The sequence below is a fragment of the Nostoc sp. DedQUE05 genome (assembly GCF_034530955.1).
Taxonomy (GTDB): domain Bacteria; phylum Cyanobacteriota; class Cyanobacteriia; order Cyanobacteriales; family Nostocaceae; genus Nostoc.
Window position 1 is genome coordinate 17,627 of sequence record NZ_JAVRCB010000047.1, and the last position, 23,867, is coordinate 41,493.

The following is a 23,867-nucleotide window of genomic DNA, read 5'->3' on the forward strand; positions in this document are numbered from 1 at the left end:
CGAAGAATATTTCTGCCCATCTTTGCGTCGCAGAGGGGTTGGGGAGAGGTTTATCGAACTGACGTTATTTTATGTTGCGATGTTAGCAAGATTTTTATCCAAACAATAGGAGGATTAATCCTAATGGCAGAAGATTTGAGTAACGGTGGTAGCAGTAACTCCTCTACTAGTGGGAACAATCCGATTGAACAATCACCCTTCGGTCGCTTGGAAGAAGTTGTCGGTAAGGAAGGGGTCAAAAATCTATTCAGTGGTGTTGGTAAGGGAGAAGATGGCAGTAGCCCATTTGGTGGTAGTGCTGGTGGCGGTGGCAGTCAGCCTGATTTAGCCTACGGTGGTAATCCTTTCGCTGGCGACAACTTCTGGAATATCTTTGCAGGCGGTGTAAACCCATCTAAAGTTAGCGGTAGCCCATCCACAGGCGGTGGCAACCCATTCGGAGGCGGCAGTAGCGCATCCACAGGTGGTGGCAACCCATTCGGAGGCGGCAGTAGCACATCCACAGGCGGTGGTAGCCCATCCACAGGTGGTGGCAACCCATTCGGAGGCGGCAGTAGCGCATCCACAGGCGGTGGTAGCCCATCCACAGGTGGTGGCAACCCATTCGGAGGCGGCAGTAGCGCATCCACAGGTGGTGGCAACCCATTCGGAGGCGGCGGTAGCCCATCCACAGGCGGCAGTAGCGCATCCACAGGTGGTGGCAACCCATTCGGAGGCGGCAGCGATCCTTTGACTGGCGGCGGTAGCCCATCCACAGGCAGCAGTAGCGACCCTTTGACTGGTGGTAGCAGCCAAACCTATGGTATTAGCACAACCGAAATACCGGACGGGTTTACTTTGAGGGCTACTATTGACAAGCTAGTTAACTCAAGGCTTGACAAGGAAGTGGGTGGTGGACAAATCCCTTCATCTGGTGGTGGACAAATCCCTTCATTTGGTGGTGGACAAATCCCGTCATTTGGTGGACAAACCTCTTCATCTGGTGGTGGACAAATCCCTTCATTTGGTGGACAAACCTCTTCATCTGAAGGTGGACAAATTCCATCATTTGGTGGTGGACAAATTCCGTCATTTGGTAGTTGACAAAGCTCGTTTACTTAATACAATAGTTCCGAAAATCAGCAGATAAATAGAGCAGAACAATAATGAGTTCTTCAGTACATAGTATGCTAGTACAGCTTGGCGAAAATAAACATATCATTCGATAAACCTCAAAAGCGTGTATTATCGGTTATGTGCCTTCTGCCTCACTGTACTAGTTTGCTATTTTACGCCCTGAAACTCTTTAGAGATAAAAGTTTAAGCAATACTTTCTATTAATTTGATGGGAAGATTATTAAAGCCTTTATTATTAAAGAGATTTTGGGTTGAGCAAATTCATAATTTGTATAACAGGTACTGAAGACTCCATAAATTTTTAACTAATAAATAGGAGAATTAGTGCCAATGGAAGCGTCTGCTGTCAATCCCATTAATGGTGGAGTTAATCCCTTAAGTTCAGGTGGCGCTAGCAATCTGTATAGTGCTAATTCCTTTGCTGCCAATAGCAGTTTTTCTGCTGAAGGCAGCCTGTTAACGGGTAGTAGCAATCTGTTATTAGGTAACGGTAACAATCCCATTCCAGGTGGCGGTATTAACCCGTTTGCAGGTGATGGTGGCAGTGGGCTTCAGAAATTAATCTTTGAACGATTAAAGTTAGTTTTGGGTGATAACTATTTCAAGAATATTGACAAGACATTGGCAGGAGGTAGTAACCCGTTTGCAAGTAGTGGTTATCCCATTCCAAGTGGGGCTACCAACCCTTTTACAGGTAATAGCAATCCGATCGCAGGTGGGGCTACCAACCCATTTGCAGGTAGCAGCAATCCGATCGCAGGTGGCGCTGACAACCCATTTGCAGGCGGTGGTAATCCGATCGCAGGTGCTGGAGGTCTGCTTCAACAATCGCCTTTCGATCCGTTGAAAGAAGTCCTTGGTAACAATATACCTTTTAGTAACACTGGGAATACATCTAATTCAGGTAGCCAAACTTTTAATCAGAGCAACGCACCGGTTGGCAATGGTAACAAGGACTCTGGTAGTAATAACGCAACTATTGGTAATTTTAACTCGGATTCTGGCAGTAACAGTGCAACCATTGGTAATGGTAACTGGAACTTTAATAATGACAACACAACTATCGGAAATGGCAACTGGCTATTTGGAAAGGATAACACAACCCTTGGTAACGGCAACTGGTATTGGGACAAGGGAAGTAATAATGCAACACTAGGTAATGGTAATTGGCACTTTGGCAGCGACAACGCAACCATTGGAAACGGCAATTGGGATTTTGGTAAAGATAATACAATTATTGGTAATGGTAACTGGGTTTTTACCAATGGAAATGAAATTATTGGTAATGGCAATTGGTTAACAAAGACTGACAATACAACGATTGGAAACGTCAATAATCTCAGCAGTTTAAAGTTATCCCCACTAGGGATCAAAACTGACGTTAACAATCTGATTGACTCTCTGATAGGTAAAATAGGTCAAAATTTTCTTGGGTTCACAGGAAATTTTGATAAATCGAGTAGCCAAACCTTTAACCGCCTCATCTCTTCTAAAAGTGTTGGTAATGACACTAATATATCTAACGATATTGAGCAACTTTTGGCATCACTCAGCCCAATTCAAGGAAATTTCATCAATTATCAGCCTGTCCAAAACCCTCAACCTGTCCCAGAATCTGCTTCTTCTGTGTCGTTGGTAGTAATGGGAATGGTGTGTTTGCTGTTGTCACTGTTCAAAAAACAACAACACTGTTAACGTAAATTCAATCTTTCTCAGCTAATTGCGATCGCACTTCCTGTTTTATGTTTCTCTACCAGGTTAACTTACAGCAGTAATTAGCGAGAATTGATGCTGTCCAATAGGCAATAGGCGACAGGAAAGAAGGTTTCTTAGTTGTACTGAGTTTTTTCAGAAATCAAATACTAGTCCTATAGCTACGCTTCGGGCGCAGCCTCTTGTAGAGAAGGGCGCAGCCGAAGTGACGCACTATAGAGCAACTCATAATATTATGTCCACTTGATTGCTTATTAAATCCGAAGAACCCCACCCTCGCCAAAGCTACGCTTTATCTCCCCTCCCTGCAAGCGGGGAGGGGTTGGGGGTGGGGTGTAATGACTGTGGTTTGCATAACTAATTATGCGGACATGATATAAGTTAATTACAACAATTGTTGCAATGATTTAAACCTTTCTTATACATGAACAAGTAATTGTTGCAAAGCATGAAACCTTTGCAGCAACTACTTATACCTTTCTTGGAAATACTTAAACCTTTCTTATACATGAACAAGTAATTGTTGCAAAGTATGAAGTCTTTGCAGCAACTGCTTATACCTTTCTTGGAAATACTTAAACCTTTCTTATACATGAAAGAGCAATTGTTGCAAACGCTTCAATTTTGGCAACTAGTGTTCAAGGTTAAGCGAGTTACAAGTGTTGATACCAAGAAAAGGGGAGACAAAGCATAGCTTTGGCTCTTTGGGGTGCAATGATTGTAGGAATCATAACTAATTTCCGAACTTCCGCGCGGAGTTTTATGAGTCCTATAGCTGTATTTGCTAAATTTGATGGGCGATCGCTTAAAATTTAAAAGTTGGTGATTGTTATCTGCTCAAAAGAATGACAACTTGGGATACGTTGCCCAAGAGTTGCGGGAATACAACCAGGCACGGGATTATTATCAACAAGCCCTGGAAATCAAAATCGAATTTGGCGATCGCTATTCGAGTGCTGACACTTACCACCAGTTGGGAAGGGTTGCCCAAGAGTTGCGCCAATACGACCAGGCACGGGATTATTATCAACAAGCCCTGGAAATATATATCGAATTTGGCGATCGCTATAACTGTGCTAGCACTTACCACAACTTGGGATACGTTGCCCAAGAGTTGCGCCAATACGACCAGGCACGGGATTATTATCAACAAGCCCTGGAAATATATATTGAATTTGGCGATCGCTATGAGTGTGCTGGGACTTACCACCAGTTGGGAATGGTTGCCCAACTGTTGCGGGAATACGACCAGGCACGAGATTATTATCAACAAGCCCTGGAAATCAAAATCGAATTTGGCGATCGCTATTCGAGTGCTGACACTTACCACCAGTTGGGAAGGGTTGCCCAAGAGTTGCGCCAATACGACCAGGCACGGGATTATTATCAACAAGCCCTGGAAATATATATCGAATTTGGCGATCGCTATTCGAGTGCTAGCACTTACGCAGTATTAGGATTGCTTGCACAAGTGCAGGAGAATTACGCGGAAGCTAGGGCTAATTTGCAGACAGCGTTGGAGATATATGTTGAGTATCAGGATGAATATATGGCTGCGGTGACGCGAGAGAATTTAGAGGGTTTACCGGAGTAGAGGGATCTGGGCGATGTGCGATGTCTAACGACAAGCTGCGTTATGTCTACGCATTTGGGTTTTGTGGGGAAGGGGGTTAGCGAAGCTGTCCGCAGGAATCGCGTTTGCTTGATTGGTTTGGGAGAGCGATCCTTCTCCAGTTATCCTTAAAAGTTACAATGAGTATGGTGTCAGCAAGTCCAGCTTCAACCTGTCAAGCAATCATTCCCTTTTCGACGTTATCCGCATCAGTGCGAACCTCGCGTATGCGTTCCTCGTCGAGATTTTCCGGTAGAAATCCACCTGCTTGCATTTTCCATAATCTATAGTAAGCGCCGCCTAGTGCCAGCAGTTTGGCGTGGGAACCATCTTCGATAATCCGACCTTTGTCGAACACCAAAATCCGGTCTAGATGGACGATGGTAGATAGTCGATGAGCTACCACAATCACCGTTTTCCCATTCATTGCTAAGTCGAGGGTATCTTGGATCGCTTTTTCGGTAATTGAATCGAGGCTAGAGGTGGCTTCATCTAAAATCAGAATCGGCGCATCTTTGAGAATTACGCGCGCGATAACAATCCGCTGTCTTTGCCCCCCAGACAACTTGACACCACGTTCGCCCACCAGAGAATTGTAACCATCCTTACTTTGGACGATGAAATCGTGAGCATGAGCCTTTCGCGAAGCCTCGATTACTTCCTCATCGGTTGCATCCAAGCGTCCGTAACGAATATTTTCTAGCAAAGTGCGATGGAACAGAGATGGATCTTGGGGAATTAAGCTAATTTGAGCGTGTAGTGCATCCTGAGTCATGTCTCGAATATCGACCCCATCAATGATAATCTGTCCAGATTGTGGGTCAAATAAACGCAGAATCAGATTGACAAAGGTGGATTTTCCAGAGCCGGACAAGCCTACCAGTCCGACACGCTGTCCCGCTTGGATGGTGACAGAAAGGTTGTTGAAAACTTTCTTCTCTTCTGTGTAGTTGAAATTCACCCGCCGAAACTCAATCTTACCTTGAGTAATTGAGTGGGCGATCGCTTTTTCGCGATCGACTAATTCGTGGGGTTGAACGATGGTGAAAACACCATTGGCGACATTCCCAACATGTTCAAAAAATTCTAGAAAGCGGCGGCTCAAATTGCGGGCTTCACTGATGATCAACAGTGATAAGCTAGTTGCTACAACAAAATCAGCAGTAGCGATCTTTCCTTGACTCCAGAGAGAAAGCGAGTAATACAGTGTGCTGATTTTCAGAATGGCTGCTGAGATGAACTGAAACCAGCGAATGCGCTCTGAGTACCAGTTGGACTCTCTCACGTGTTTGAGTTCGTGCCTTAATTGCTCATTCAAATAACGTCGTTCAAAACCAAAGCGAGCAAACAGTCGGCTACTAGTGAGATTTGTGACTGTATCTACAATGATGCCAGTTGTCTCACTTCTGGCGGCTGCGGCTTTCCGGGAGTAAAATCGGCAGCGAGTTGCCAGCCAGAACGAAATACTGATGAAAAGAACTGCCCATATTCCCACGAGTGCAGCCAGTGGAGGATAGGCGCGATACAGTATTGTCGTGGCGACGGAATACACAACAATTACTGGCATAAATTCAGTAATCATCATTTGCATCGTTTGGGTAACACCCAGAGAAGTTTCGCTAATCCGATGTGCCAATGCGCCGGAAAAACTGCTGCTTAAGTAGCGATGCGAATGGTGTTGTAAATAGGCATATAGCGATCGCACTATGTGCTGTCGATGGATGGGATGGAGAATAGTTTGCAAGAGTCCAGCCGAGCGCCCAAATACCACTTCACCCACACTCAAGCCGATGAATAACATTAACGGTTGCTTCATGGCATCAAAAATGGGCTTGCTGTCGCCCGTCGATCGCGTCACGCCCCGAATGATCTCGCCAATAGCATAAGGCAACATAATGCCACAAGTTGCGTGTATTACCTCCAGGATTACCATTAACACATACCACCAGCGAAACTGATTAACAAAATAGCAAATGAACTTAAATGGAGTTGATGGCAAATCTGGTGCATCAGGGGCACGTTGAAAGGATTTGGATTGTCTAGCTTTTTTCGTCATGAAAGTCGATCTCTTAGCATCATTTTCACTTTTCTACCAGATAAAAATGGACGACTAGATAAGCCGCCCGATGGCATTAGAGACTTTTAGAAGTACTCCACTTTGAGTCATTTGTCATTTGTCATTTGTTATTCGCTGCGTCCCTAGTTTCTAACGAAGAGAATCTCCTCTTCGGTATTCGGCTGTTATGTCGTCTAACTTTTGTTTCAAATTGTCGTCAAGTTTTAGTTCTAGTGCCTTGAGGTTGTCAGCAAGTTGTTCGGGACGGCTAGCGCCAATGATGGGGGCAGTGATAATCGGATTAGATAAAACCCAAGCCACTGCTAGGGTGGTGAGGGAAAATCCGGCGAGATCCGCTACCGTGCGTAAATCTTCAACAGTATTAAATTCGCGATCGCGCCAGTAGCGTTCTTGATAACGTTCTGCGGCAGCACCTAACGTAAAACGCGTACCTGATGTGGGGCCTTGAGTAAAATTGTGTTTGCCTGTAAGTAGACCACCTGCCAAAGGATTGTAAGAAATTACACCCAATCCTTCTTCTTTGGCAAGAGGCAATAGTTCTCGCTCAATTTCGCGGAATAACAGGTTGTAACGGGGCTGAATTGAGACGAACTTGGTTAAATTGCGCGTCTCAGCACGACCCAAAGCACGGGCGAGTCGGTAGGCTAAGAAGTTGGAAACCCCGATGTAGCGCACCTTGCCAGCACGAACCACTGCATCCAGCGCTTCCAAAGTTTCATCAAGGGGAGTTGAAGCATCATCGGAGTGCAACTGATACAGGTCGATATAATCAGTTTCCAAGCGTCGCAGAGAAGCATCGATCGCATCCAAAATATGTTTACGCGAAGCCCCTTGATCCCAAGGTGCAGGGCCAACTCGACCAACGCACTTGGTAGCTAAAATAAAATGTTCGCGTTTGCCTTTGAGCCAGCGCCCAATGATTTCTTCGGTGCGTCCCGCAGTAGCAAGTCCGCCGCCCAGGGGATAAACGTCGGCTGTATCTAAAAAATTGATTCCGCCATCGGCGGCGGTGTCGAGGATTTGCCTAGAAGTTTCTTCGTCGGTCTGCAAACCAAAGGTCATAGTGCCGAGACAAAGACGCGAAACGGTCAATCCAGTTTTACCGAGCTTAGTGGTTGGTAAAGTCATAAAGATGTTGTTAATTGAGAAAGTTTTGAAATTTTTAAATAGAATGCGACGTGCGTTCCGCTTCGCTAACGCAAAACTAAAACCCTGACACATCGACCAAGCCATGATTTTTAAGGTGTGAACCAATTTAACCAACCTTCCCAGTTTTGGACGATCGCAGCAAATTCTGCATAACCATCAGCTTTTGGGTGAGCGCCGTCATTGGCTTTTGCTTCTGCTAGCCAGATTGGTGACTTCACCAAACTAGAAAACACATCAAGATACGGAACATCTAGTTCATTACAAACCAACGCGAATTCCTCTGACAGATTTGCAAGAATTTGATTTCTTTTTTCTTGATCGACATCACCACAGGGTGGCGGACTAACCATCAAAATCGGATAGAGTTGCTTTGCTTGGCTTAAGATACTGCGAGCATTTGCGATCGACTCTGGAAGTTCGATTCCTTGTTGTTTTCCCGCCCATCCTGAATCGTTTGCCCCAAAGGAAAACACTACTCGACCATCAGATTCTTTTGGGAGACGATAGGAGACTTCCGAGTACCAACGTTGTTTGAGATACCGACTTGTCTCTGCCCGCACCCCCAAGTTGTAATGGGTGATAGCGTATCCTCTTGACTCAGCATTGCGGCACACTCTACCTGTCCAACCCAGAAACTCTGGATCGCCTGTGCCATTGACAAAGGATTCACCAATAAAACAAATTCTGATTTCTTTGCGAGAATCTGACATAACTAAATTTTGCCGAAAAAGTTCGGCTTTGACTTGAGAAGAAGCATTATGTTCATGATTCTAGAAGATATTAATATATTGTTATGTTAGGCAGGCAGGACGCTGCCTACCTCAGAGAATATTGCAAGTTAGTTTTTGAACATTTCACCTCAAGCAACTACAGAAATTTCACGCCGATTCTGAGAAATTAGCCATTGCTGTAACTTCGGATCGCCGTATACCTCATCTGCAATAAAATGATCGCCTTCCGGTAGCACTGTCAAATCGACTTTCCCCCCGACTTTGCGTAAGCGCTCAACAAAATGCTCTGTATCCTCAATCGGCAGATTTTTATCCTGTCCACCTTGAAATATCTGAACGGGAATGTTTTTGAGTGCAACTAGTTCGCTTTCTGCTAATGTTTTTGGTACGCGTCCAGACACAGGAACTAAACCTGCAAAGCGATCGGGATGTAAAGCAGCGATATGCCAGATACCTGCCGAGCCTAAGCTGAACCCGGCTAATATCACCCGCGCTGGATCGACAGGCTGAGAAACGATCAGTTCATCAAGCAAAGTAAGCACATCATCTGCTCGATCTGCCCAAGTCTGTTCAGCCAGAATTTGGGGTGCAGCAAAGACATAAGGTAACGAGTCGGATAAATCCACGAAACGAGGTAAACCCCATTTTAGTAGCACATTCAAATCCGTCCCGCGATCGCGTCCTCCATGCAGAAAAAGTACTAAGGGTGCAGGTTGCTTGGCATTGTTAGAAACAGGTGAGAACAGATAAGGCAAGGAACCATTGTTAGTGTCATGAGAGCGTTGTTCAACAGGCATTGTTATGACTCCTAATTTAATTGGGAATTGGGAATTGGGCATGGGGCATGGGGCATTGGTAAAAGACAAGGAAGAGGGGGGAGATAAGGAAGAAACTTGTTTAATAATTCTCCCTTGTCCCCCTTGTCCTCCTCATCTCCCTCATTTCCCCCCACTCCCCGATCTCACCTTTTACGCCACTACTAAACTCTTGTCCACTTGTTGAAATTCGCTGTTACCTACTTTGGATTCGATCGCTGTACCCTTGAAGAAATCGGGGTTAGCTTGGGTGTAAAACTTGTAGGGATTAGCGAATACATAGGATTTGAAGTCGGCTTCGGTCAGGACGCCTTCTTGTACGAGATCCCAGCTTTCAGCCAAGGGAGAAGTTAAGTCTGGTACATCCCAGTGACCAACATCGGAGGAATAGATAGCGTTGATCTTGACTCCCAAGGGATTGGCTTTGTCGTTGAATGCCGTAGCGATCGTGCGATCGTCGGACTCGGAACCAAAGAAGAAACTGTTCACCCAGCGATCGTGGATGTCTTCAATTGTTTCAATACCTGCGGCGGCAAAATCGTCCAATTCGCTACCAATCGGCGCACGGCTATGACGGCTGAATGAAGCTCCTAGTACAGTCTTGGTCAATTCGTCCTTATCGAGGGAATGCCCTTGAGTAACTTCTGCACCGTAGCGCTCAAATATCTCAAACAACTCATCAGAATTCGTCAACGCTGGATTGTAGTTTTCCAGTGCCTTGATATTGCGCTTGGAGAACCGATCTACCAAATGAATGTAGACACGCGCACCCCAATCTGCCCCACCTTCCAGCATCGCTACGCGCAACTGCGGAAAACGCTTGGTAACACCGCCGAAGAACAGCGCCTTCGCAAATGCTTCCGAACCATCGGCGAAGTGACCGATATGGTTGTTCATGTAGTTACTGATGGAGGAGCGGCCAGTCCAACCCTGACTGCCGTAATGGGTGGTGACAGGTACGCCAAGTTCCACGACCTTTGCCCAGAAAGGATCGTAGTCGTATTCACTATCTAGTCCGTAAAAGTCGATATAAGAAGCATACTTGGCGATTTCGGGGAATTTATCAGCTGGATATTTATCAGCGATCGCTTTGATTGGCCGTTTCACACCGCCAGTGATATTAATCACCTTTAAGCCCAGTGTTTTCACAGCGAACTCTAGCTCCTCAATGCCTTCTTGGGGAGTAGTTAATGGGATACCAGCTACCGGTGTCAAGCGATCGCTATATTTCCGGTAAATATCAGCATGATAGTGATTAACCGCGCGTTGCAGTGCTTGACGATTCTCTGCACTCGCTCCAGCCGGTGCTAAAACATTGTTGGGAAACAGCACCGAATAGTCCGATCCTTGCTCCGCCTGACGCTCATAGAGCAGTCCGGGAAGGGTGTAAGTAGCGAGATCCAATGTGTTTTTAGTAACTCTAGCCCACCAAGGCGATCGGATTGTGCGGTTGTATTGACGTTCTTCAGGAGTTTGTTGATACCAGTCTTTACCGTTGCTCTTGGAGTTAAGACGAGAAGCTTCAGTCTTACGTAACTCATCTACAAGTTTCACACCACCGTACTTAGCGATGTAATCCTCAAAAGCTGGCGTGAAATCATTGGTATGAACATCGGTGTCGATTACTGGATAATCAAGGGTTGCTCTGATTGCGGCGGAGCGTGAGGTCTTCAATCGGCTATATTCAGTCATGTTTTTTTCCTTCCCTACAACAAAAATTACAGGTTTTTTCAGCATCCAATGCTGCTATTGACAAATACATTTCCTGTAGAGACGGCGATTTATCGCGTCTCTCCACAATTGTCTGTAGGTGGCGATCTACAGAAAGTGCAATTTAAAAGGTATGGCATAAGCATCCGTGAAAAATTCATTTACACTACAGCACTGTAAACACAGTGCAGACATGAAAAGTCATTTACGCCAACACCAATCTTTCATCTAGTTGTTTAGCAGTAAAACGATTGGCCGGACGACGCAATCCCAGGTTTTCACGCAAAGTACTGCCTTCGTATTCAGTACGGAACAGTCCGCGTTTCTGGAGAACGGGAACAACTAGGTTAACGAATTCATCCAATCCTGTGGGAAGGATTGGCGGCATGATATTAAAGCCATCGGCTGCACCGTTGTTGAACCATTCTTCTAGCTGGTCGGCAATGGTTTCGGGAGTACCGAGTATGGTGCGATGACCTCGTGCAGTAGCAAGAGAGAGATACAACTGACGCAGTGTGAGAGTCCCACGAGTAGCCAAATCTCTAACTAGTTTGAGACGACTTTTGTTAGTGTTGGTGTCGCTGGGTAGTTCGGGAGCCACATCATCTAAAGAATATTTCGACAAATCCACACCCTTGTAATAGTTCTTTAAAATTCCCCAGGCCACATCGGGATGGATTAACGATTGCAAGAATTCGTACTTCTCTTGAGCTTCTGATTCAGTCCGGCCAATGATTGGGAAAGCACCAGGCATGATTTTGAGATCGTCTGGCGATCGCCCATATTGTGCTAGCCTACCTTTGACATCAGCATAAAACTCTTGGGCATCGGCTAGGGTTTGATTGGCGGTGAAAATCACCTCAGCAGTGCGTGCAGCTAAGTCCCGTCCCGATTCGGAGGCTCCAGCCTGAACAATCACCGGATAACCTTGGGGCGGACGACCAACGTTTAAAGGGCCTTTTACAGAGAAATATTTGCCCTTGTGGTTCAATGTATGCAGTTTATCAGGATCGAAATAGACACCAGACTCTTTGTCACGGATGAAAGCATCGTCTTCCCAACTATCCCATAGACCTTTCACCACTTCCACAAACTCTTCAGCTCGTTCATAACGCTGGCTGTGTTCTGGGTGATGCTCAAGTCCGAAATTACGTGCAGCATTCTCATTGCCTGTTGTGACTACATTCCACCCGGCCCGGCCTTTACTCAAGTAGTCTAGGGAAGCAAACTTACGTGCCAGGGTGTAGGGTTCTTCATAAGTGGTCGAAGCGGTGGAAATGAAGCCGATGTTTTGAGTTACAGAGGACAAGGCCGAGAAGAGGGTAACAGGCTCAAAATGAGCAATTTTCCCATTGCGATGCTGAGTTTCTGGAGCGCCGCCCCAGACTCCTGGACTATCTGCTAAAAAAACTGCATCGAATAAGCCGCGTTCGGCGGTTTGGGTAATTTCTTTGTAATGCTCGAAATTCAGCCCTGCATCTGCTTGTGAATCGGGGTGTCGCCAAGCAGAGACATGGTGTCCGGTGGCTTGAATGAATGCACCTAAACGAATTTTGCGTGTTGTACTCATATATTTTTCTTTGCTTATAGTGCGTTAGCGGAGCGTCTCGTGGAGAAAGCTTAGGCTCGGTATGGCTGATTTGCGCTACGCCAGTTATGATTACTACTGCTACAAAAGGTAGGCATTCACCTCTTGCTAGACACTGAATGTCGTCATGCAAAGCTTTTCTAGTAACTTGCCGTTCAGTTACCTACTAATTGCTCAAAAATCAAATAACCGAACTGTAAGTCAGGTTAATACCACAGCAGAATTAGGAATTTTGCTGTTTGGCGCTCTAATCACCATAAATTTATCTAGTAATTTTACTTACCAGATAGAGCCTACACAATAAATACAAAAAAAGATGTGCTGGAAATCACAATAACACGAAAAACTAATTATTAGTTTTTCAAACATTAAGTATTGCAAATTAATTATTTACTGAGTATATAGTTATTTATGGTATTGAAAGGTTATTGCACAATTCTCTAGGTTTCTTTGACTGAATGACACTAAGGTAAGATATAGCCCTAGCCATGACTGGTTCTCAGGCTCCAGGCTGGGAATCCATTCTGGGAGGGGAGGCTCTGCTGAAAGTGGCTATGATTGCATAATGAATCAATGCATTCACGTCGCTAAGTGTCGGGGTAGCATGGCGAGTCGGGGTTTGATAGTGGTGCTTCCCATCGCCATTGCTACACTACCCGTTATCCAACAAGCATGGGAGGGTATTAGTGTAGAACGAAAATTGAATATTGACTTTTTGGATTTGATGGCGATCGCGATTACTAACTTCTAAGGGTAATTTCTCACACCATCGCTGATGCTCGGTTCAATTGAAGTCGGTGAAAATATCCGCGATCGCACGGCTCGTTCTTCTGCTCAACAAACTCTAGATTTACTTAGTTCTCTAGGGCAATTCGTCTGGGTGGAACGCAATGGCGACAAGCAACAAATTCCCATTGCATTAATTTTCAGGTTTTGGCTACAAAGTTTAGTTACTATTAGAAAACAGAGGCTCAAAGGTTCACTAAATCCAAGTTTCAGAATCTTGCTTCAATTATTTTCCAAGAGTGACAAAACAGGGCTAAACCAGTAGTGATAACACATTAGGGGAACTTCTATATCCACTAGCTGTAACAACAAAGAGTAACTTTTAACTGATTACTCCTGAAAGTGGGTGCAGTATTGTTAAATGAAAACTATGTCTGGTTTCAGTTTTAAGATACCGTTCTTGCAAAGGTTGCCACTGCTGCCACGACTGATAACGATTTTCAGTTAATAAATTAGCAAGGGTGGGCAACTTAGTGTGAATTTCTGATTTATATATATCTCCAAGCCAGTCAGTTAAAACGGCACTATCTTGCATCGTACCCAAAATTTCTTGGATATTTTTCACTTCTGTAATATAAGCTTCGTAAGACTCGCCATATAAGTCAGTAAATAACTCCATTTGATAGCGTATACGTTTAGCTTCTTTTCGCAAACTATGAATATTTTCACCTTCTGTTGTCAATTGTTTTTCTATCTTTTTTGGTTTCCAGTTTTTCTGGATCTTCACTTCTGATTCTACAATTTCAGTACCAACTAGCCAACCTGGATGCAATAAGAAGTTACTCACTTCTGGTAAAAGTAAGTCTGGTAGTACTTGCTGAATGGCAATAGATGCCAAAGGTTGATAAGTAGGTTTTTCTAACCACTTATCTAATGCATCTTTTAAAGACTTGTAAGATTCATCGTTTAATGTTTTCTGTACGCTCGATTCTACATCTTCACGTTGTTTTGCCAAAGCTATAAAAGCTGTTTGCAGAGATTCTTGTTCTTTGCGGGGTAAGTTTGGTTTATAATTGTTTTCCAAACTTTCTTTAAGTACGTCTAAATCTCGCAGATTACCAAGACGACGAGCTATTTTACCAATATTTTTATCGCTGACTGGTTTCGACAGATCCACTGCTAGCCCAAACCGAGTTACCGCTGTCCGTAGGCGGCGCATTCCCACTCGCATTTGGTGCAGCGCTTCTGGATCTTCATCTTTCTTTACTGATTTTTCCCACTTCAAGGTTTTCTTAAAGTGTTTTTCAATCGCTTGGTAGGCATAGTCACCGAGAGTTTTTACTGTAGTTTGTGTAGCTAATTTCATAATTTATCTCAATTATTACCTCACGAAGTTATTGCATAATAACAACATTATTAAAAAAAATGCATCTACTTTTGATATTTTTTTAGCTATGAGGATTGCCAGGTATGCTTATGACTATTGATAGTTGCATATTATCTTATAAATATGCAATATCTATCAACGGATTACAATCATCTCATCTCCCTTAAGTTGAGATGAGATATATAGGACTCATATTTGATTGCGTGAAAAAAACTCAGTACAGCTTTATTCCTTCTTCCCAGTCCTCAGTCCTCAGTCCCTAGTCCCTACGATTAATTCAGAAATCAAATCAGATTGCTATAGTTTGGATAACAAAATTTTACGATAATCAAACCATATATTATAATAGCATGGCTAGTATTTTTGTAAATATCAATATAATTTAAAATGTCAAACTTACATCATTTGCTAAATCAAGTTTTATTGACTTTTGTAGATTCTTTTAAAGAGCATAGAGAAGATTTATCAGCACTGCTACTAACACATCAGAAGTATTTATGGTTAGGGTCAGATGAAACTTCAACTATTGAGCGTCTTTCTTTGATTGATACTGAGAAATTTACAGATCATCAACAATTTCGTGTAGCAGAATTTATCGATTTACCTGCACCAGAAGAAGAAGAAATTGATATAGAGGGACTAGCTTACACGGATAATTACTTATGGTTTGTTGGTTCTCACAGCTACAAACGTAAAAAATCCAAACCCGAAAATACAGATGCCAAGAACTTTAAAAGGCTAGCAAAAATTGAATCAGAACCTAACCGTTACATTTTAGGACGAATTCCTCTGATAGACGGTAAGCTATTCTCATCTTGCCCACATCCCGAAAAGCCAGATGTGCAATTGACTGCCAGTAAATTAGAGGTGACGAATCAGGGTAATTTGCTGATGACAGCTTTGGCAGATGATGCCCATTTAGGCTTGTTTATTAAGGCAGGAATTCCCGGAAAGGATAATGGCTTTGATATTGAAGGAATAGGCATTTATCAAAACCGCGTCTTTCTGGGTTTGCGCGGGCCTGTATTGCGAGGTTGGGCTGTGGTGCTGGAAATAGAGTTAGAAGATTCTACCCCTGGACTGATGAAACTAAAGCAAATTGGAGAATTGCAGGAGTTATATAAAAAGCATTTTATCTGGTTGAATGGTTTGGGAATTCGAGATTTGTATGTAGATGATAAAGATTTGTTGATTTTAGCTGGGCCAACGATGGATTTAGATGGGCCCGTGCAAGTTTATCGCTGGGTAAATGGTGTGAATATGCGAGAAAATGTCTTCAGCAATCCCGATTTTGTGCAAGATATTCCTTATGGGAATCGGGAAGAACACGCTGAAGGAATGACGCTGTTTCAGGATGTAACTGGCATACCTTCGCTATTGGTAGTTTATGATTCTCCAGCAAAAAGTAGGCTGGTGGGTGATGATAGTGTAATGGCGGATGTGTTTAAGTTGGGCTAACTTCAATCTTGGTTTTGGGATTTTAGATTGTTAAATGTTAGTAGAAATTGCTTGTACGGGACAGGTGGGGATACACTGCTCGCAGACAATACAGCGCGATCGCGTGAATGTCAACTTGTATGTCTCTGGCTGGAGGGTGAGGGCTTCGGTAGGACAAACCCCAGTACACAAGCCACAGTGGACACACACATCCTCGTCGATCGCAATTTCGCCTAACGTCGAAGAAACATTAACATTACGCGATCGCATCCACTCGATCGCCGCATCTAATTGATCGATGTCTCCCGATAATTCCACTACCAATTTGCCAATTTGATTTGGGGCAACTTGAGCGCGGATAATATTAGCGGCGACGTTGAACTCTTTAGCCAGTACGTAAGTGACTGGCATTTGCACGGCGCGTTTCGGGAAGGTGAGTGTTACTCGTTTTTTCACAGGTTTAGCAGAGGGTTTTTTCTGTTGTAACGTATTGAGAGTTTTATCGAAACAATCGGGTCTAAAACCTCGCCTTTTAAGGCAAAAGTTTGGCAAGCGGGGTATAAATCCCCGTTACAAAAACGGCCTCCTACCTCCTGCCTTCGTTAACAGTCCTTTCCTACAGTAAGTTGCACGAACGAGCAAGGCATCTGCTCCTGGGCAGGTAGCTAGAAAATCCAATTAAAATTAATCAATATTGATATTTGTTAATATTGGAAACCGCAAATATAGACCTTTTGGAAGATGCTTTAAAAATCAGTATTGATACTATATTAAACTTGCTATTTAAATTTATTACTTGTTATCTGTTATATCCATTTTAACTTGGAAAGCTTTTAACATGAAAATTTTAGTTGTCGAAGATGACGAGTTAAGTGCATATTCACTCACCTGCGTTTTAACTAACCAAAACTACGCGGTTGAAGTTGCCACTGATGGTGATACTGCTTGGAATTTTATTCAAACTTATGATTATGATTTAATCCTTCTAGATGTAATGTTGCCCAAACTGGATGGCATTAGTCTTTGTCGTCAAATTCGGTCTAGTGGTCTGCAAATGCCAATATTATTATTGACAGGGTGCGATAGTAGTCATGAGAAAGCGATCGGACTAGATGCAGGCGCAGATGACTACGTAGTTAAACCCTTTGATGCAGAAGAGTTAATTGCTCGTGTTCGGGCACTGTTGCGTCGCAGAGGTGTAACCTCACAACCTGTACTGGAGTATGGTGGATTGCGGCTAGACCCTAGTAGCTGTGAAGTGATGTATGCTGGAAAGCTGCTGGCACTTACTCCCAAAGAGTATGCTCTTTTAGAACTATTTTTGCGAAATACTCGTCGGGTGTTTAGCTGCGGCATGATTTTAGAACATCTGTGGTGTTATGAAGACACTCCACAAGAAGAAGCTGTTCGCACCCATATCAAAGGGTTACGACACAAACTCAAAGCTGTAGGAGCGCCCAGTGATTTGGTTGAAACAGTTTACGGTATTGGCTATCGGCTGAAATCACTGGCAGAGGGGCAGGGGGGCAGCACTTCGGCTACGCTCAGTGACCGGGGGGCAGCACTTCGGCTACGCTCAGTGACCGAGGGGCAGAGGAGCAGCACTTCTCTACGAGAGGCTGCGCCAACGGCTACGCTCAGTGACCGAGGGGCAGAGGAGCAGAGGGACAGAGGGAAATTAGATTGTGAAAAATCCTTGGTTCCTAATCTCAAATCACAACAGCAAACATTAATGGCAGTTGCGGAAATTTGGCAACGATTTCAAAAGCGGGTAAACGAGCAGGTGAGGGTGCTGGAGGAAGCGATCGCAACTTTAAACCAAAATAGTTTAAATCCCGATTTGCGATCGCTTGCAGCCAAAGAGGCGCATAGCTTGGCGGGATCTTTAGGCACTTTTGGCTTGCCTCTTGGCTCTAAATTAGCACGCAATATCGAACTGTTACTGAGTTCTGGTCAAACCCTGAGTCAATCTGAAATTAGCAACCTCGAAAGTTGGGTAAAGTTATTGCGTCAGGAAATTGACGGAAACGAAGTAGCAGCAATATCTGCATCACCAACGCCACAGGTTTTAGAAACAGTCACACAACCACTGGAAAATGACCTTCATGCAGAAACTAAAATATTGGTTGTGGATGACGATCCGCAAATTCAGGCATTTTTACAAACCTTACTTAGTCCTTGGGGACTAAAAGCGATCGCTCTTGAAGATCCGCGTCAGTTCTGGGAAATCTTAGAAATAATTACGCCAGACATGCTGATTCTGGATGTGGAATTACCTTATACAAATGGTATAGAACTTTGCCAATTAGTACGCAACGATTCGCGCTGGTGTGAGTTACCGATTCTATTCCTGACTGTGCATAGCGATGCCGAAATGGTAAATCAAGTGTTTAGCGTTGGTGCTGATGACTTTGTAAGTAAGCCCATTGTTGGGCCAGAACTAGTAACCCGGATCGTCAATCGCTTAGAACGGATGAAATTGCGGCAGCGCGTCGTGCAGGGAGGCAGGGAGGCAGGGAGGCAGGAGGGCAGGGGGGCAGGGGGGCAGAGGGGCAGAGGGGCAGGGGAAGCAGGGGGAGCAGGGGAAGATAGGGTAGTGAATTCTTCTTTGCCTCGCTCATCTCTTAATTTACAAGCCATCAACGAACTGGAATTGCGAGTAGCAGAGCGCACTGCTGAGTTAATTCGGGTGAATCAACAGTTGCAGTCACAACTTGATGAACGTCAACGGACACAGGGAGAATTACGGTTCTCTCAAGCTCGATTTGCACGAATTTTAGATATTGCTGATGATGCAATTATTTCCATTAACGGGTTCCAAAGCATCACTTTGTTTAATCAAGGAGCAGAGAAGATTTTCGGTTACTCGGCCCAAGAAGTGATTGGACAAGGACTTGATTTACTCTTACCGCAGCGTTTTTTTCAAGCGCATCGTCAACATGTGGTTGACTTTGGTCAATCTCCCAATGTTGCCCGTCGGATGGGAGAACGGCGTGAAATCTACGGACGCCGCAAGGATGGTACTGAATTTCCAGCCGAGGCTTCTATCTCCAAAATAGAGATGGCTGAGGAAATATTTTATACGGTTATTTTACGAGATATCACAGAGCGCAAATTAATTGAACGCATGAAAGATGAATTTGTCTCTGTTGTTAGTCATGAACTCCGCACACCTTTAACTTCGATTCACGGCTCTCTAGGAATGCTAGCCAGTGGTTTGCTAGCAACAAACTCAGAGTAGGGAAAACGCCTATTGCAAATTGCCACTGATAGCAGCGAACGCCTAGTACGTTTAATCAACGACATCCTAGACATTGAGCGCATCGAGTCGGGTAAGGCGAAGATGGAACCAGAAATCTGCAATATTGTTGACTTGATCGTTCAAGCAGTAAATGTCATGCAGCCTTTGGCTGACAAAGCAGGAGTGAAAGTATCCGTTTCTGCCGAATCTGGGCAAGTATTGGCAGATTGCGATCGCATTGTCCAAACATTGACCAATCTATTGAGTAACGCCATTAAATTCTCGTCTGCTGGATCTACGGTTTGGTTGGGGGCGCAACCACAAGAGAATGAAGTTTTGTTGACAGTCAAAGATATCGGACGCGGTATCCCAACAGACAAACTTGAGAGTATCTTTGAGCGCTTTCAACAAGTTGACTCTTCAGATTCACGTAACCATGACGGAACTGGTTTAGGTTTGGCAATTTGCAAGAGCATTATGCAACAACACAGCGGACGCATCTGGGCTGAAAGTGTATTAGGTGAAGGTAGCACTTTTTACGTCACTCTGCCATTATTTCGGGCTTTCCAAAATCCTGATTTAGAAGACTCTTCCAACATTCTCTTAGTTCATAGTAGTTACGAGCCAACTACAAATAGCCAACAAAGTCCAGATGCAGAATTTTTGAGCAACGGGCGTGTGACTACTAAGGAATTTGAACAACGGGTGATGAAATTACTTCAGAGCATTACCCCGAAGCAACAAGAGGATAGCAGCGATGACAACAAAGCAAATTCTAGTGGTTGATAACGAACAGTATATTCAAGAAGTTGCCAAGATTTGCTTAGAAACAGTCGCAGGCTGGAAAGTAGTGACTGCGAGTTCTGGTCAAGAAGGCATAATTAAAGCTGAGACTTACCAACCAGATGCAATTTTACTAGATGTGATGATGCCAGAGATGGATGGCATCACAACCTTTGAAAAGTTACAAGCCAATCCATTAACCAAAGCGATTCCAGTAATTTTGTTAACTGCTAAAATCCAGGCTTCCGATCGCCGTCGCTATAATCAGATGGGAATGATTACCGCGATCGCAAAACCATTCAATCCTCTAGAATTAGCTGCTGAAGTAGCCGTAGCCTTGGGCTGGAGCCTAGAAAAGTAGAACAAAATCTATAGCAAATTAATTTATAAAAAATAGACGTAGGCAAAAGTCAATACAGTTAAGATCGGGCCAAAACACTTGTAGAGACGGCGATTTATCGCGTCTCCAAAACCCAAAATTTTTGCTATTAGCCCTTAACCCAAGCGTATTGAGGGAAAAGTGATTTAAAAATTTTTTAGGTGTTAAAGAACACAATGAATAAAAATATATTCAATTGTTGTTGAAATATATAATATAAACAAACAACTTAAATAAATTGTAACTAAGTTACAAAATTAGCTATTTACTACAATTTGAGTCAACCAAGAACCTTTTTTTATGAATAGTAATAATTTATATTTATATATGCAATAAAATTAGTTCAATTTTTATTATAAAAATTAATATATATTATCTGAACTACTTGATGCTGTAAAATAAGCAGTGGATTTTGTCGATTAACAAATTAAATCTTAATTTGGTTATTTTTGGTAATGAAGACCAAAAAAATCAGACATAATCAGCATTTTCATTTCACCAAATTAATCTTACGGATGGGTCTAATTGACGAACCACTCATTTTGGTATTATTGCTTTTTCTTCTTCGGCATCACTCTTGCCCGATACTTTCTGATTGCCGGCGGAGCATACTTGCTCTTTTATTTAGTTTTAGGAACGTCTCTTACCAACAAGAGTTTGCGTTTGAAACCGTTGATGAATTGTGCCATTAAAAAGGATATTGAATTATCAGTAATCTCCACAGTAGTTTTTGCTATTTCTGGAGCATTTATGATCTCAGAGTATAATTTGGGAGCAACCCTGCTATACGCTGACATCTGGAAATACGGACTGTGGTATTTAATAGTTAGCTTTATTGCAGTACTAATTCTTCAAGATACCTACTTTTATTTTATCCATCGGATGTTTCACCATCCTCGAATTTTTAGATGGATGCATTTTGGACACCACCGTTCAGGAGAGCCAACACCCTGGAGTTCTTCTGCTTTCGACTTACCAGAAGCAATTGTACAAGCACTTTTTTTTGTAGGTGTAAGCTTCATAGTTCCCCTGCATTTCGTCACTTTAGTTGCCGCACTTATAACTATGACAGTATGGGCAGTGTTTACTCATCTCGGATTTGAGCTATTTCCTTCCTCATCTAAAAGTGACTGGATTGGAAAGTGGCTTATTGGTTCTATGCATCATTCCATACATCATCGTAAGTATAAAGTACACTACGGTTTGTATTTTACGTTTTGGGATAAACTGCTTGGTACTGAAGATCCTAATTATGAAAACGAAATCCACATAAGAGAGTTTTAACTACAGCAGTCCTAAATCATTTTTTTCTGTTGGCTGTTATTAGTCATTTGTCCTTTGTAATCACAAATGACAAAGGACAAAGGACAAATGACTACTGACTATTTAATTTTTGTCGAATTCTCAAGCTTGTTTGGATTCACCCAACGATTGACAAATTCGTTGTTAGGTTTGTACACCTTGATTTGCACTTGCTTGGAACTTAACTTGACTATTTCGGCAGGAATTCTTTGGACATCGCTAGAATCAGTGCGGGGCTTGTAAAGCCAAATGACTTTTTGCCCAACTTGAAAGTTGTTAAGATGATTAGTTAAAGAAGGCGTACTGTCTGCCCAAGATGGGAAAGCAATTACTAAGTTGATTAAAAGTACTAAGACCACTAAAGTGATTTGAAAAAGCTTCATAATCATTGCACTTGTCTTAGGCTTGATGGGGCTATCAATCTGCTGCTCTAGCATTTAGTTATTATCCTTGTTTAGATTCTCAGAGTTGAAAGATCGGTATACTAAAATTTCTTTGGGCAATTTAGTAAAAGTTAAAATATCTACTGATTTCAGGATAAAACGACTTAGAGAATAAAATCAAATAGTCTTATTTGTTAAAACGATAACTTATATTTATATAGAGGAATCCGGTTTGATTCCTATAGGAGTTATATATAGAAGATTGTGTTGTAAAAATACGTTTGAGAACAAATGGAATAGCTGGAGTAACAAGTTTATTTTACGAAAGCGATCGCTGTTTGCCGTCAACCCAAAATAAATCTTTTGGCTGAGATATTGAAGCGATCGCCGTTTGCTGAAATTTAAGCCGCCCAAAAAATCGGGGCAGGTGACAAACCCGCCCCAACATCTGATATACTCCGTCCAACGGCTGTAGCTACAAGCTTTAAACTATTAACTAAATGCACCATATCTTCTAAAGAAAGTGCTTGACGGGCATCAGAAACAGATTTTTCTGGTTCTGGGTGACATTCAATAATTAATCCATCTGCACCGCAAGCGATCGCAGCCCTAGCTACAGGTGCGACCAACTCCCGTTTGCCGACGGCATGGGAAGGATCTACAATTACAGGCAAGTGAGTTATTTGCTTGAGTGCTGCCACTGCTCCTAAATCTAGGACGTTACGGGTGTAATCGTCGAAACTGCGAATACCTCTTTCGCACAACACCACATCAGGATTCCCGTGACTAAGGATATATTCAGCAGCCATGACGAATTCTTCAATAGTTGCTGCTAAACCACGTTTGAGCAGTATTGGTTTACCAGCTTGTCCCAAAGCTTTGAGCAAATCAAAGTTTTGCATATTGCGGCTACCAACTTGCAGCATATCAGCGTGGGCGGCGACTACTTCAATTTGGGAAATTGACATCACCTCCGTGACAACTGGCATATTGTAATGCGATCGCACCTTGGCTAAAATCTCTAATCCTGACTCTCCCATACCTTGGAAAGCGTAGGGAGATGTGCGAGGTTTGTAGACACCGCCACGCAACCCCTGTACTGATGCATTAGATAGCTTTTGAGCGACTATCTCCATTTGTTCTAAGCTTTCAACAGTGCAGGGGCCGCCGATAATTACCAGTTCTTTACCGCCGAAAGCGACTTCTTTCGAGATTTTAACGATTGTCTGGTGGTTGAGATGGGCTTGTGCAGCAAGTTTGGCATTAATCATGATTACATTCTCCTGAAAAGTTAAGTATTGGGGATTGGGGATTGGGGATTGGGGATTGGGGATTGGGCATTGGGGATTGGGCATTGGGGATTGGGCATTGGGGATTGGGAATTGGTTATTAATTCTTCTCCCTCATTCCCTCATCTCTCCCTTGTCTCCGTTGTCCGTCTATTCCCCATGCCCCATCCCCAATGCCCCATTCCCATTCCCAAATAATAAAAAAGCCCGAAACCTTTAAAAGTTCCGGGCGCGTTCTGATTCATTGGCATGACGCTATTTACCCGGAATTTATTCTGGGCCAAAAGTAAAAGCCATAAAACCAACTAATGAAATAAGTCATGACAATGAAATTCTCCTTAAAAAAACAAAAACCGCAGAGTTTGCTCTGCGGTTCACCGGGCGGTTTCCATTAGGAAACTTAATTCACCCCCGGTGAACCACCCTAAA

20 protein-coding genes and 1 pseudogene are annotated in these 23,867 nt (G+C 43.3%); 11 read left to right on the plus strand and 10 right to left on the minus strand.

From position 1 onward, the window contains the following. The first annotated feature begins 123 nt into the window (after positions 1-123). The 3 genes from RMZ42_RS27775 to RMZ42_RS27785 all read left to right on the plus strand — a co-directional run bounded on the left by RMZ42_RS27775 (position 124) and on the right by RMZ42_RS27785 (position 4,423). On the plus strand, positions 124-1,083 hold the full coding sequence (locus RMZ42_RS27775) for a hypothetical protein (protein ID WP_322674444.1): 960 nt from the start codon (positions 124-126) through the stop codon (positions 1,081-1,083). Between the two features lie 363 nt (positions 1,084-1,446). Further along, positions 1,447-2,811 carry a hypothetical protein gene (locus RMZ42_RS27780; RefSeq protein ID WP_322674445.1) on the plus strand — a complete coding sequence of 455 codons (1,365 nt, stop codon included), beginning with the start codon at positions 1,447-1,449 and terminating at the stop codon, positions 2,809-2,811. An 844-nt stretch (positions 2,812-3,655) separates the two neighbouring features. Continuing rightward, positions 3,656-4,423 (plus strand): tetratricopeptide repeat protein, encoded by a 768-nt coding sequence (locus RMZ42_RS27785; RefSeq protein ID WP_322674446.1) that lies wholly within the window; start codon positions 3,656-3,658, stop codon positions 4,421-4,423. 193 nt (positions 4,424-4,616) lie between these two features. Here RMZ42_RS27785 and RMZ42_RS27790 read toward each other — a convergent pair whose 3' ends face one another. From RMZ42_RS27790 to RMZ42_RS27810, 5 genes are all read right to left on the minus strand, one after another. Further along, on the minus strand, positions 4,617-6,497 hold the full coding sequence (locus RMZ42_RS27790) for an ABC transporter ATP-binding protein (RefSeq protein WP_322674447.1): 1,881 nt from the start codon (positions 6,495-6,497) through the stop codon (positions 4,617-4,619). A gap of 150 nt (positions 6,498-6,647) precedes the next feature. Next, positions 6,648-7,646, minus strand: coding sequence for an aldo/keto reductase (locus RMZ42_RS27795; RefSeq protein ID WP_322674448.1), 999 nt, complete (start codon positions 7,644-7,646; stop codon positions 6,648-6,650). Positions 7,647-7,756: 110 nt separating this feature from the next. Then, positions 7,757-8,377, minus strand: a complete 621-nt coding sequence (locus tag RMZ42_RS27800; protein WP_322674449.1) for a GDSL-type esterase/lipase family protein — start codon at positions 8,375-8,377, stop codon at positions 7,757-7,759. Between the two features lie 149 nt (positions 8,378-8,526). Then, a complete protein-coding gene (locus tag RMZ42_RS27805; protein WP_322674450.1) occupies positions 8,527-9,195 on the minus strand; it encodes a dienelactone hydrolase family protein in 669 nt (222 codons plus the stop codon). Between the two features lie 171 nt (positions 9,196-9,366). Continuing rightward, on the minus strand, positions 9,367-10,905 hold the full coding sequence (locus RMZ42_RS27810; protein ID WP_322674451.1) for an amidohydrolase family protein: 1,539 nt from the start codon (positions 10,903-10,905) through the stop codon (positions 9,367-9,369). 48 nt (positions 10,906-10,953) lie between these two features. Between RMZ42_RS27810 and RMZ42_RS27815 the strand changes: the two genes are divergently transcribed. Further along, positions 10,954-11,103, plus strand: a complete 150-nt coding sequence (locus RMZ42_RS27815) for a hypothetical protein (RefSeq protein WP_322674452.1) — start codon at positions 10,954-10,956, stop codon at positions 11,101-11,103. 25 nt (positions 11,104-11,128) lie between these two features. Here the strand turns inward: RMZ42_RS27815 and RMZ42_RS27820 are convergent, their stop codons facing one another. Then, on the minus strand, positions 11,129-12,493 hold the full coding sequence (locus RMZ42_RS27820) for an LLM class flavin-dependent oxidoreductase (RefSeq protein ID WP_322674453.1): 1,365 nt from the start codon (positions 12,491-12,493) through the stop codon (positions 11,129-11,131). 145 nt (positions 12,494-12,638) lie between these two features. Here RMZ42_RS27820 and RMZ42_RS27825 point away from each other — a divergent pair, with 145 nt between their 5' ends. Both RMZ42_RS27825 and RMZ42_RS27830 read left to right on the plus strand, forming a co-directional pair. Further along, positions 12,639-12,815: a hypothetical protein gene (locus RMZ42_RS27825; protein ID WP_322674454.1), complete on the plus strand. Its 177-nt coding sequence runs from the start codon at positions 12,639-12,641 to the stop codon at positions 12,813-12,815. A 333-nt stretch (positions 12,816-13,148) separates the two neighbouring features. Beyond that, positions 13,149-13,427: pseudogene (locus tag RMZ42_RS27830) on the plus strand (heavy metal translocating P-type ATPase); the annotation flags it as partial. A 192-nt stretch (positions 13,428-13,619) separates the two neighbouring features. Here the strand turns inward: RMZ42_RS27830 and RMZ42_RS27835 are convergent. After that, on the minus strand, positions 13,620-14,603 hold the full coding sequence (locus RMZ42_RS27835) for a CHAD domain-containing protein (protein ID WP_322674455.1): 984 nt from the start codon (positions 14,601-14,603) through the stop codon (positions 13,620-13,622). 408 nt (positions 14,604-15,011) lie between these two features. On the opposite strand from RMZ42_RS27835, the gene RMZ42_RS27840 reads away from it, so the two are divergent. Then, positions 15,012-16,082, plus strand: coding sequence for a DUF3616 domain-containing protein (locus tag RMZ42_RS27840; RefSeq protein WP_322674456.1), 1,071 nt, complete (start codon positions 15,012-15,014; stop codon positions 16,080-16,082). Positions 16,083-16,112: 30 nt separating this feature from the next. Here RMZ42_RS27840 and RMZ42_RS27845 read toward each other — a convergent pair whose 3' ends face one another. Next, positions 16,113-16,517 carry an NIL domain-containing protein gene (locus RMZ42_RS27845; RefSeq protein ID WP_094347724.1) on the minus strand — a complete coding sequence of 135 codons (405 nt, stop codon included), beginning with the start codon at positions 16,515-16,517 and terminating at the stop codon, positions 16,113-16,115. Between the two features lie 382 nt (positions 16,518-16,899). On the opposite strand from RMZ42_RS27845, the gene RMZ42_RS27850 reads away from it, so the two are divergent. From RMZ42_RS27850 to RMZ42_RS27865, 4 genes are all read left to right on the plus strand, one after another. Continuing rightward, positions 16,900-19,302 carry a response regulator gene (locus RMZ42_RS27850; RefSeq protein ID WP_322674457.1) on the plus strand — a complete coding sequence of 801 codons (2,403 nt, stop codon included), beginning with the start codon at positions 16,900-16,902 and terminating at the stop codon, positions 19,300-19,302. A gap of 12 nt (positions 19,303-19,314) precedes the next feature. Next, the gene (locus RMZ42_RS27855; RefSeq protein WP_322674458.1) at positions 19,315-20,088 is read left to right on the plus strand and encodes a HAMP domain-containing sensor histidine kinase; all 774 of its coding nucleotides are present in this window, start codon (positions 19,315-19,317) and stop codon (positions 20,086-20,088) included. Continuing rightward, positions 20,060-20,446 (plus strand): response regulator, encoded by a 387-nt coding sequence (locus tag RMZ42_RS27860; RefSeq protein WP_322674459.1) that lies wholly within the window; start codon positions 20,060-20,062, stop codon positions 20,444-20,446. Before RMZ42_RS27855 ends, RMZ42_RS27860 begins: the two co-directional genes overlap by 29 nt. 543 nt (positions 20,447-20,989) lie before the next feature. Next, entirely contained in the window at positions 20,990-21,748 is a 759-nt protein-coding gene (locus RMZ42_RS27865) for a sterol desaturase family protein (RefSeq protein WP_322674460.1), read from the plus strand. 98 nt (positions 21,749-21,846) lie between these two features. On the opposite strand, the gene RMZ42_RS27870 is transcribed toward RMZ42_RS27865, so the two are convergent. Both RMZ42_RS27870 and aroF read right to left on the minus strand, forming a co-directional pair. Beyond that, entirely contained in the window at positions 21,847-22,203 is a 357-nt protein-coding gene (locus RMZ42_RS27870; protein ID WP_322674461.1) for a hypothetical protein, read from the minus strand. Positions 22,204-22,550: 347 nt separating this feature from the next. Beyond that, positions 22,551-23,420 carry a 3-deoxy-7-phosphoheptulonate synthase gene (gene aroF / locus RMZ42_RS27875; RefSeq protein ID WP_322674462.1) on the minus strand — a complete coding sequence of 290 codons (870 nt, stop codon included), beginning with the start codon at positions 23,418-23,420 and terminating at the stop codon, positions 22,551-22,553. Positions 23,421-23,867 lie beyond the last annotated feature (447 nt).

What these genes read in the sequence shown, in the direction of transcription:
- RMZ42_RS27775 (WP_322674444.1), top strand. Translation starts at nt 124, where the DNA reads ATGGCAGAAGATTTGAGTAACGGTGGTAGCAGTAACTCCTCTACTAGT.
- RMZ42_RS27780 (WP_322674445.1), top strand. Translation starts at nt 1,447, where the DNA reads ATGGAAGCGTCTGCTGTCAATCCCATTAATGGTGGAGTTAATCCCTTA.
- RMZ42_RS27790 (WP_322674447.1), bottom strand. Translation starts at nt 6,497, where the DNA reads ATGACGAAAAAAGCTAGACAATCCAAATCCTTTCAACGTGCCCCTGAT.
- RMZ42_RS27795 (WP_322674448.1), bottom strand. Translation starts at nt 7,646, where the DNA reads ATGACTTTACCAACCACTAAGCTCGGTAAAACTGGATTGACCGTTTCG.
- RMZ42_RS27800 (WP_322674449.1), bottom strand. Translation starts at nt 8,377, where the DNA reads ATGTCAGATTCTCGCAAAGAAATCAGAATTTGTTTTATTGGTGAATCC.
- RMZ42_RS27805 (WP_322674450.1), bottom strand. Translation starts at nt 9,195, where the DNA reads ATGCCTGTTGAACAACGCTCTCATGACACTAACAATGGTTCCTTGCCT.
- RMZ42_RS27810 (WP_322674451.1), bottom strand. Translation starts at nt 10,905, where the DNA reads ATGACTGAATATAGCCGATTGAAGACCTCACGCTCCGCCGCAATCAGA.
- RMZ42_RS27815 (WP_322674452.1), top strand. Translation starts at nt 10,954, where the DNA reads ATGCTGCTATTGACAAATACATTTCCTGTAGAGACGGCGATTTATCGC.
- RMZ42_RS27820 (WP_322674453.1), bottom strand. Translation starts at nt 12,493, where the DNA reads ATGAGTACAACACGCAAAATTCGTTTAGGTGCATTCATTCAAGCCACC.
- RMZ42_RS27825 (WP_322674454.1), top strand. Translation starts at nt 12,639, where the DNA reads ATGCAAAGCTTTTCTAGTAACTTGCCGTTCAGTTACCTACTAATTGCT.
- RMZ42_RS27835 (WP_322674455.1), bottom strand. Translation starts at nt 14,603, where the DNA reads ATGAAATTAGCTACACAAACTACAGTAAAAACTCTCGGTGACTATGCC.
- RMZ42_RS27840 (WP_322674456.1), top strand. Translation starts at nt 15,012, where the DNA reads ATGTCAAACTTACATCATTTGCTAAATCAAGTTTTATTGACTTTTGTA.
- RMZ42_RS27850 (WP_322674457.1), top strand. Translation starts at nt 16,900, where the DNA reads ATGAAAATTTTAGTTGTCGAAGATGACGAGTTAAGTGCATATTCACTC.
- RMZ42_RS27860 (WP_322674459.1), top strand. Translation starts at nt 20,060, where the DNA reads ATGACAACAAAGCAAATTCTAGTGGTTGATAACGAACAGTATATTCAA.
- RMZ42_RS27870 (WP_322674461.1), bottom strand. Translation starts at nt 22,203, where the DNA reads ATGCTAGAGCAGCAGATTGATAGCCCCATCAAGCCTAAGACAAGTGCA.
- aroF (WP_322674462.1), bottom strand. Translation starts at nt 23,420, where the DNA reads ATGATTAATGCCAAACTTGCTGCACAAGCCCATCTCAACCACCAGACA.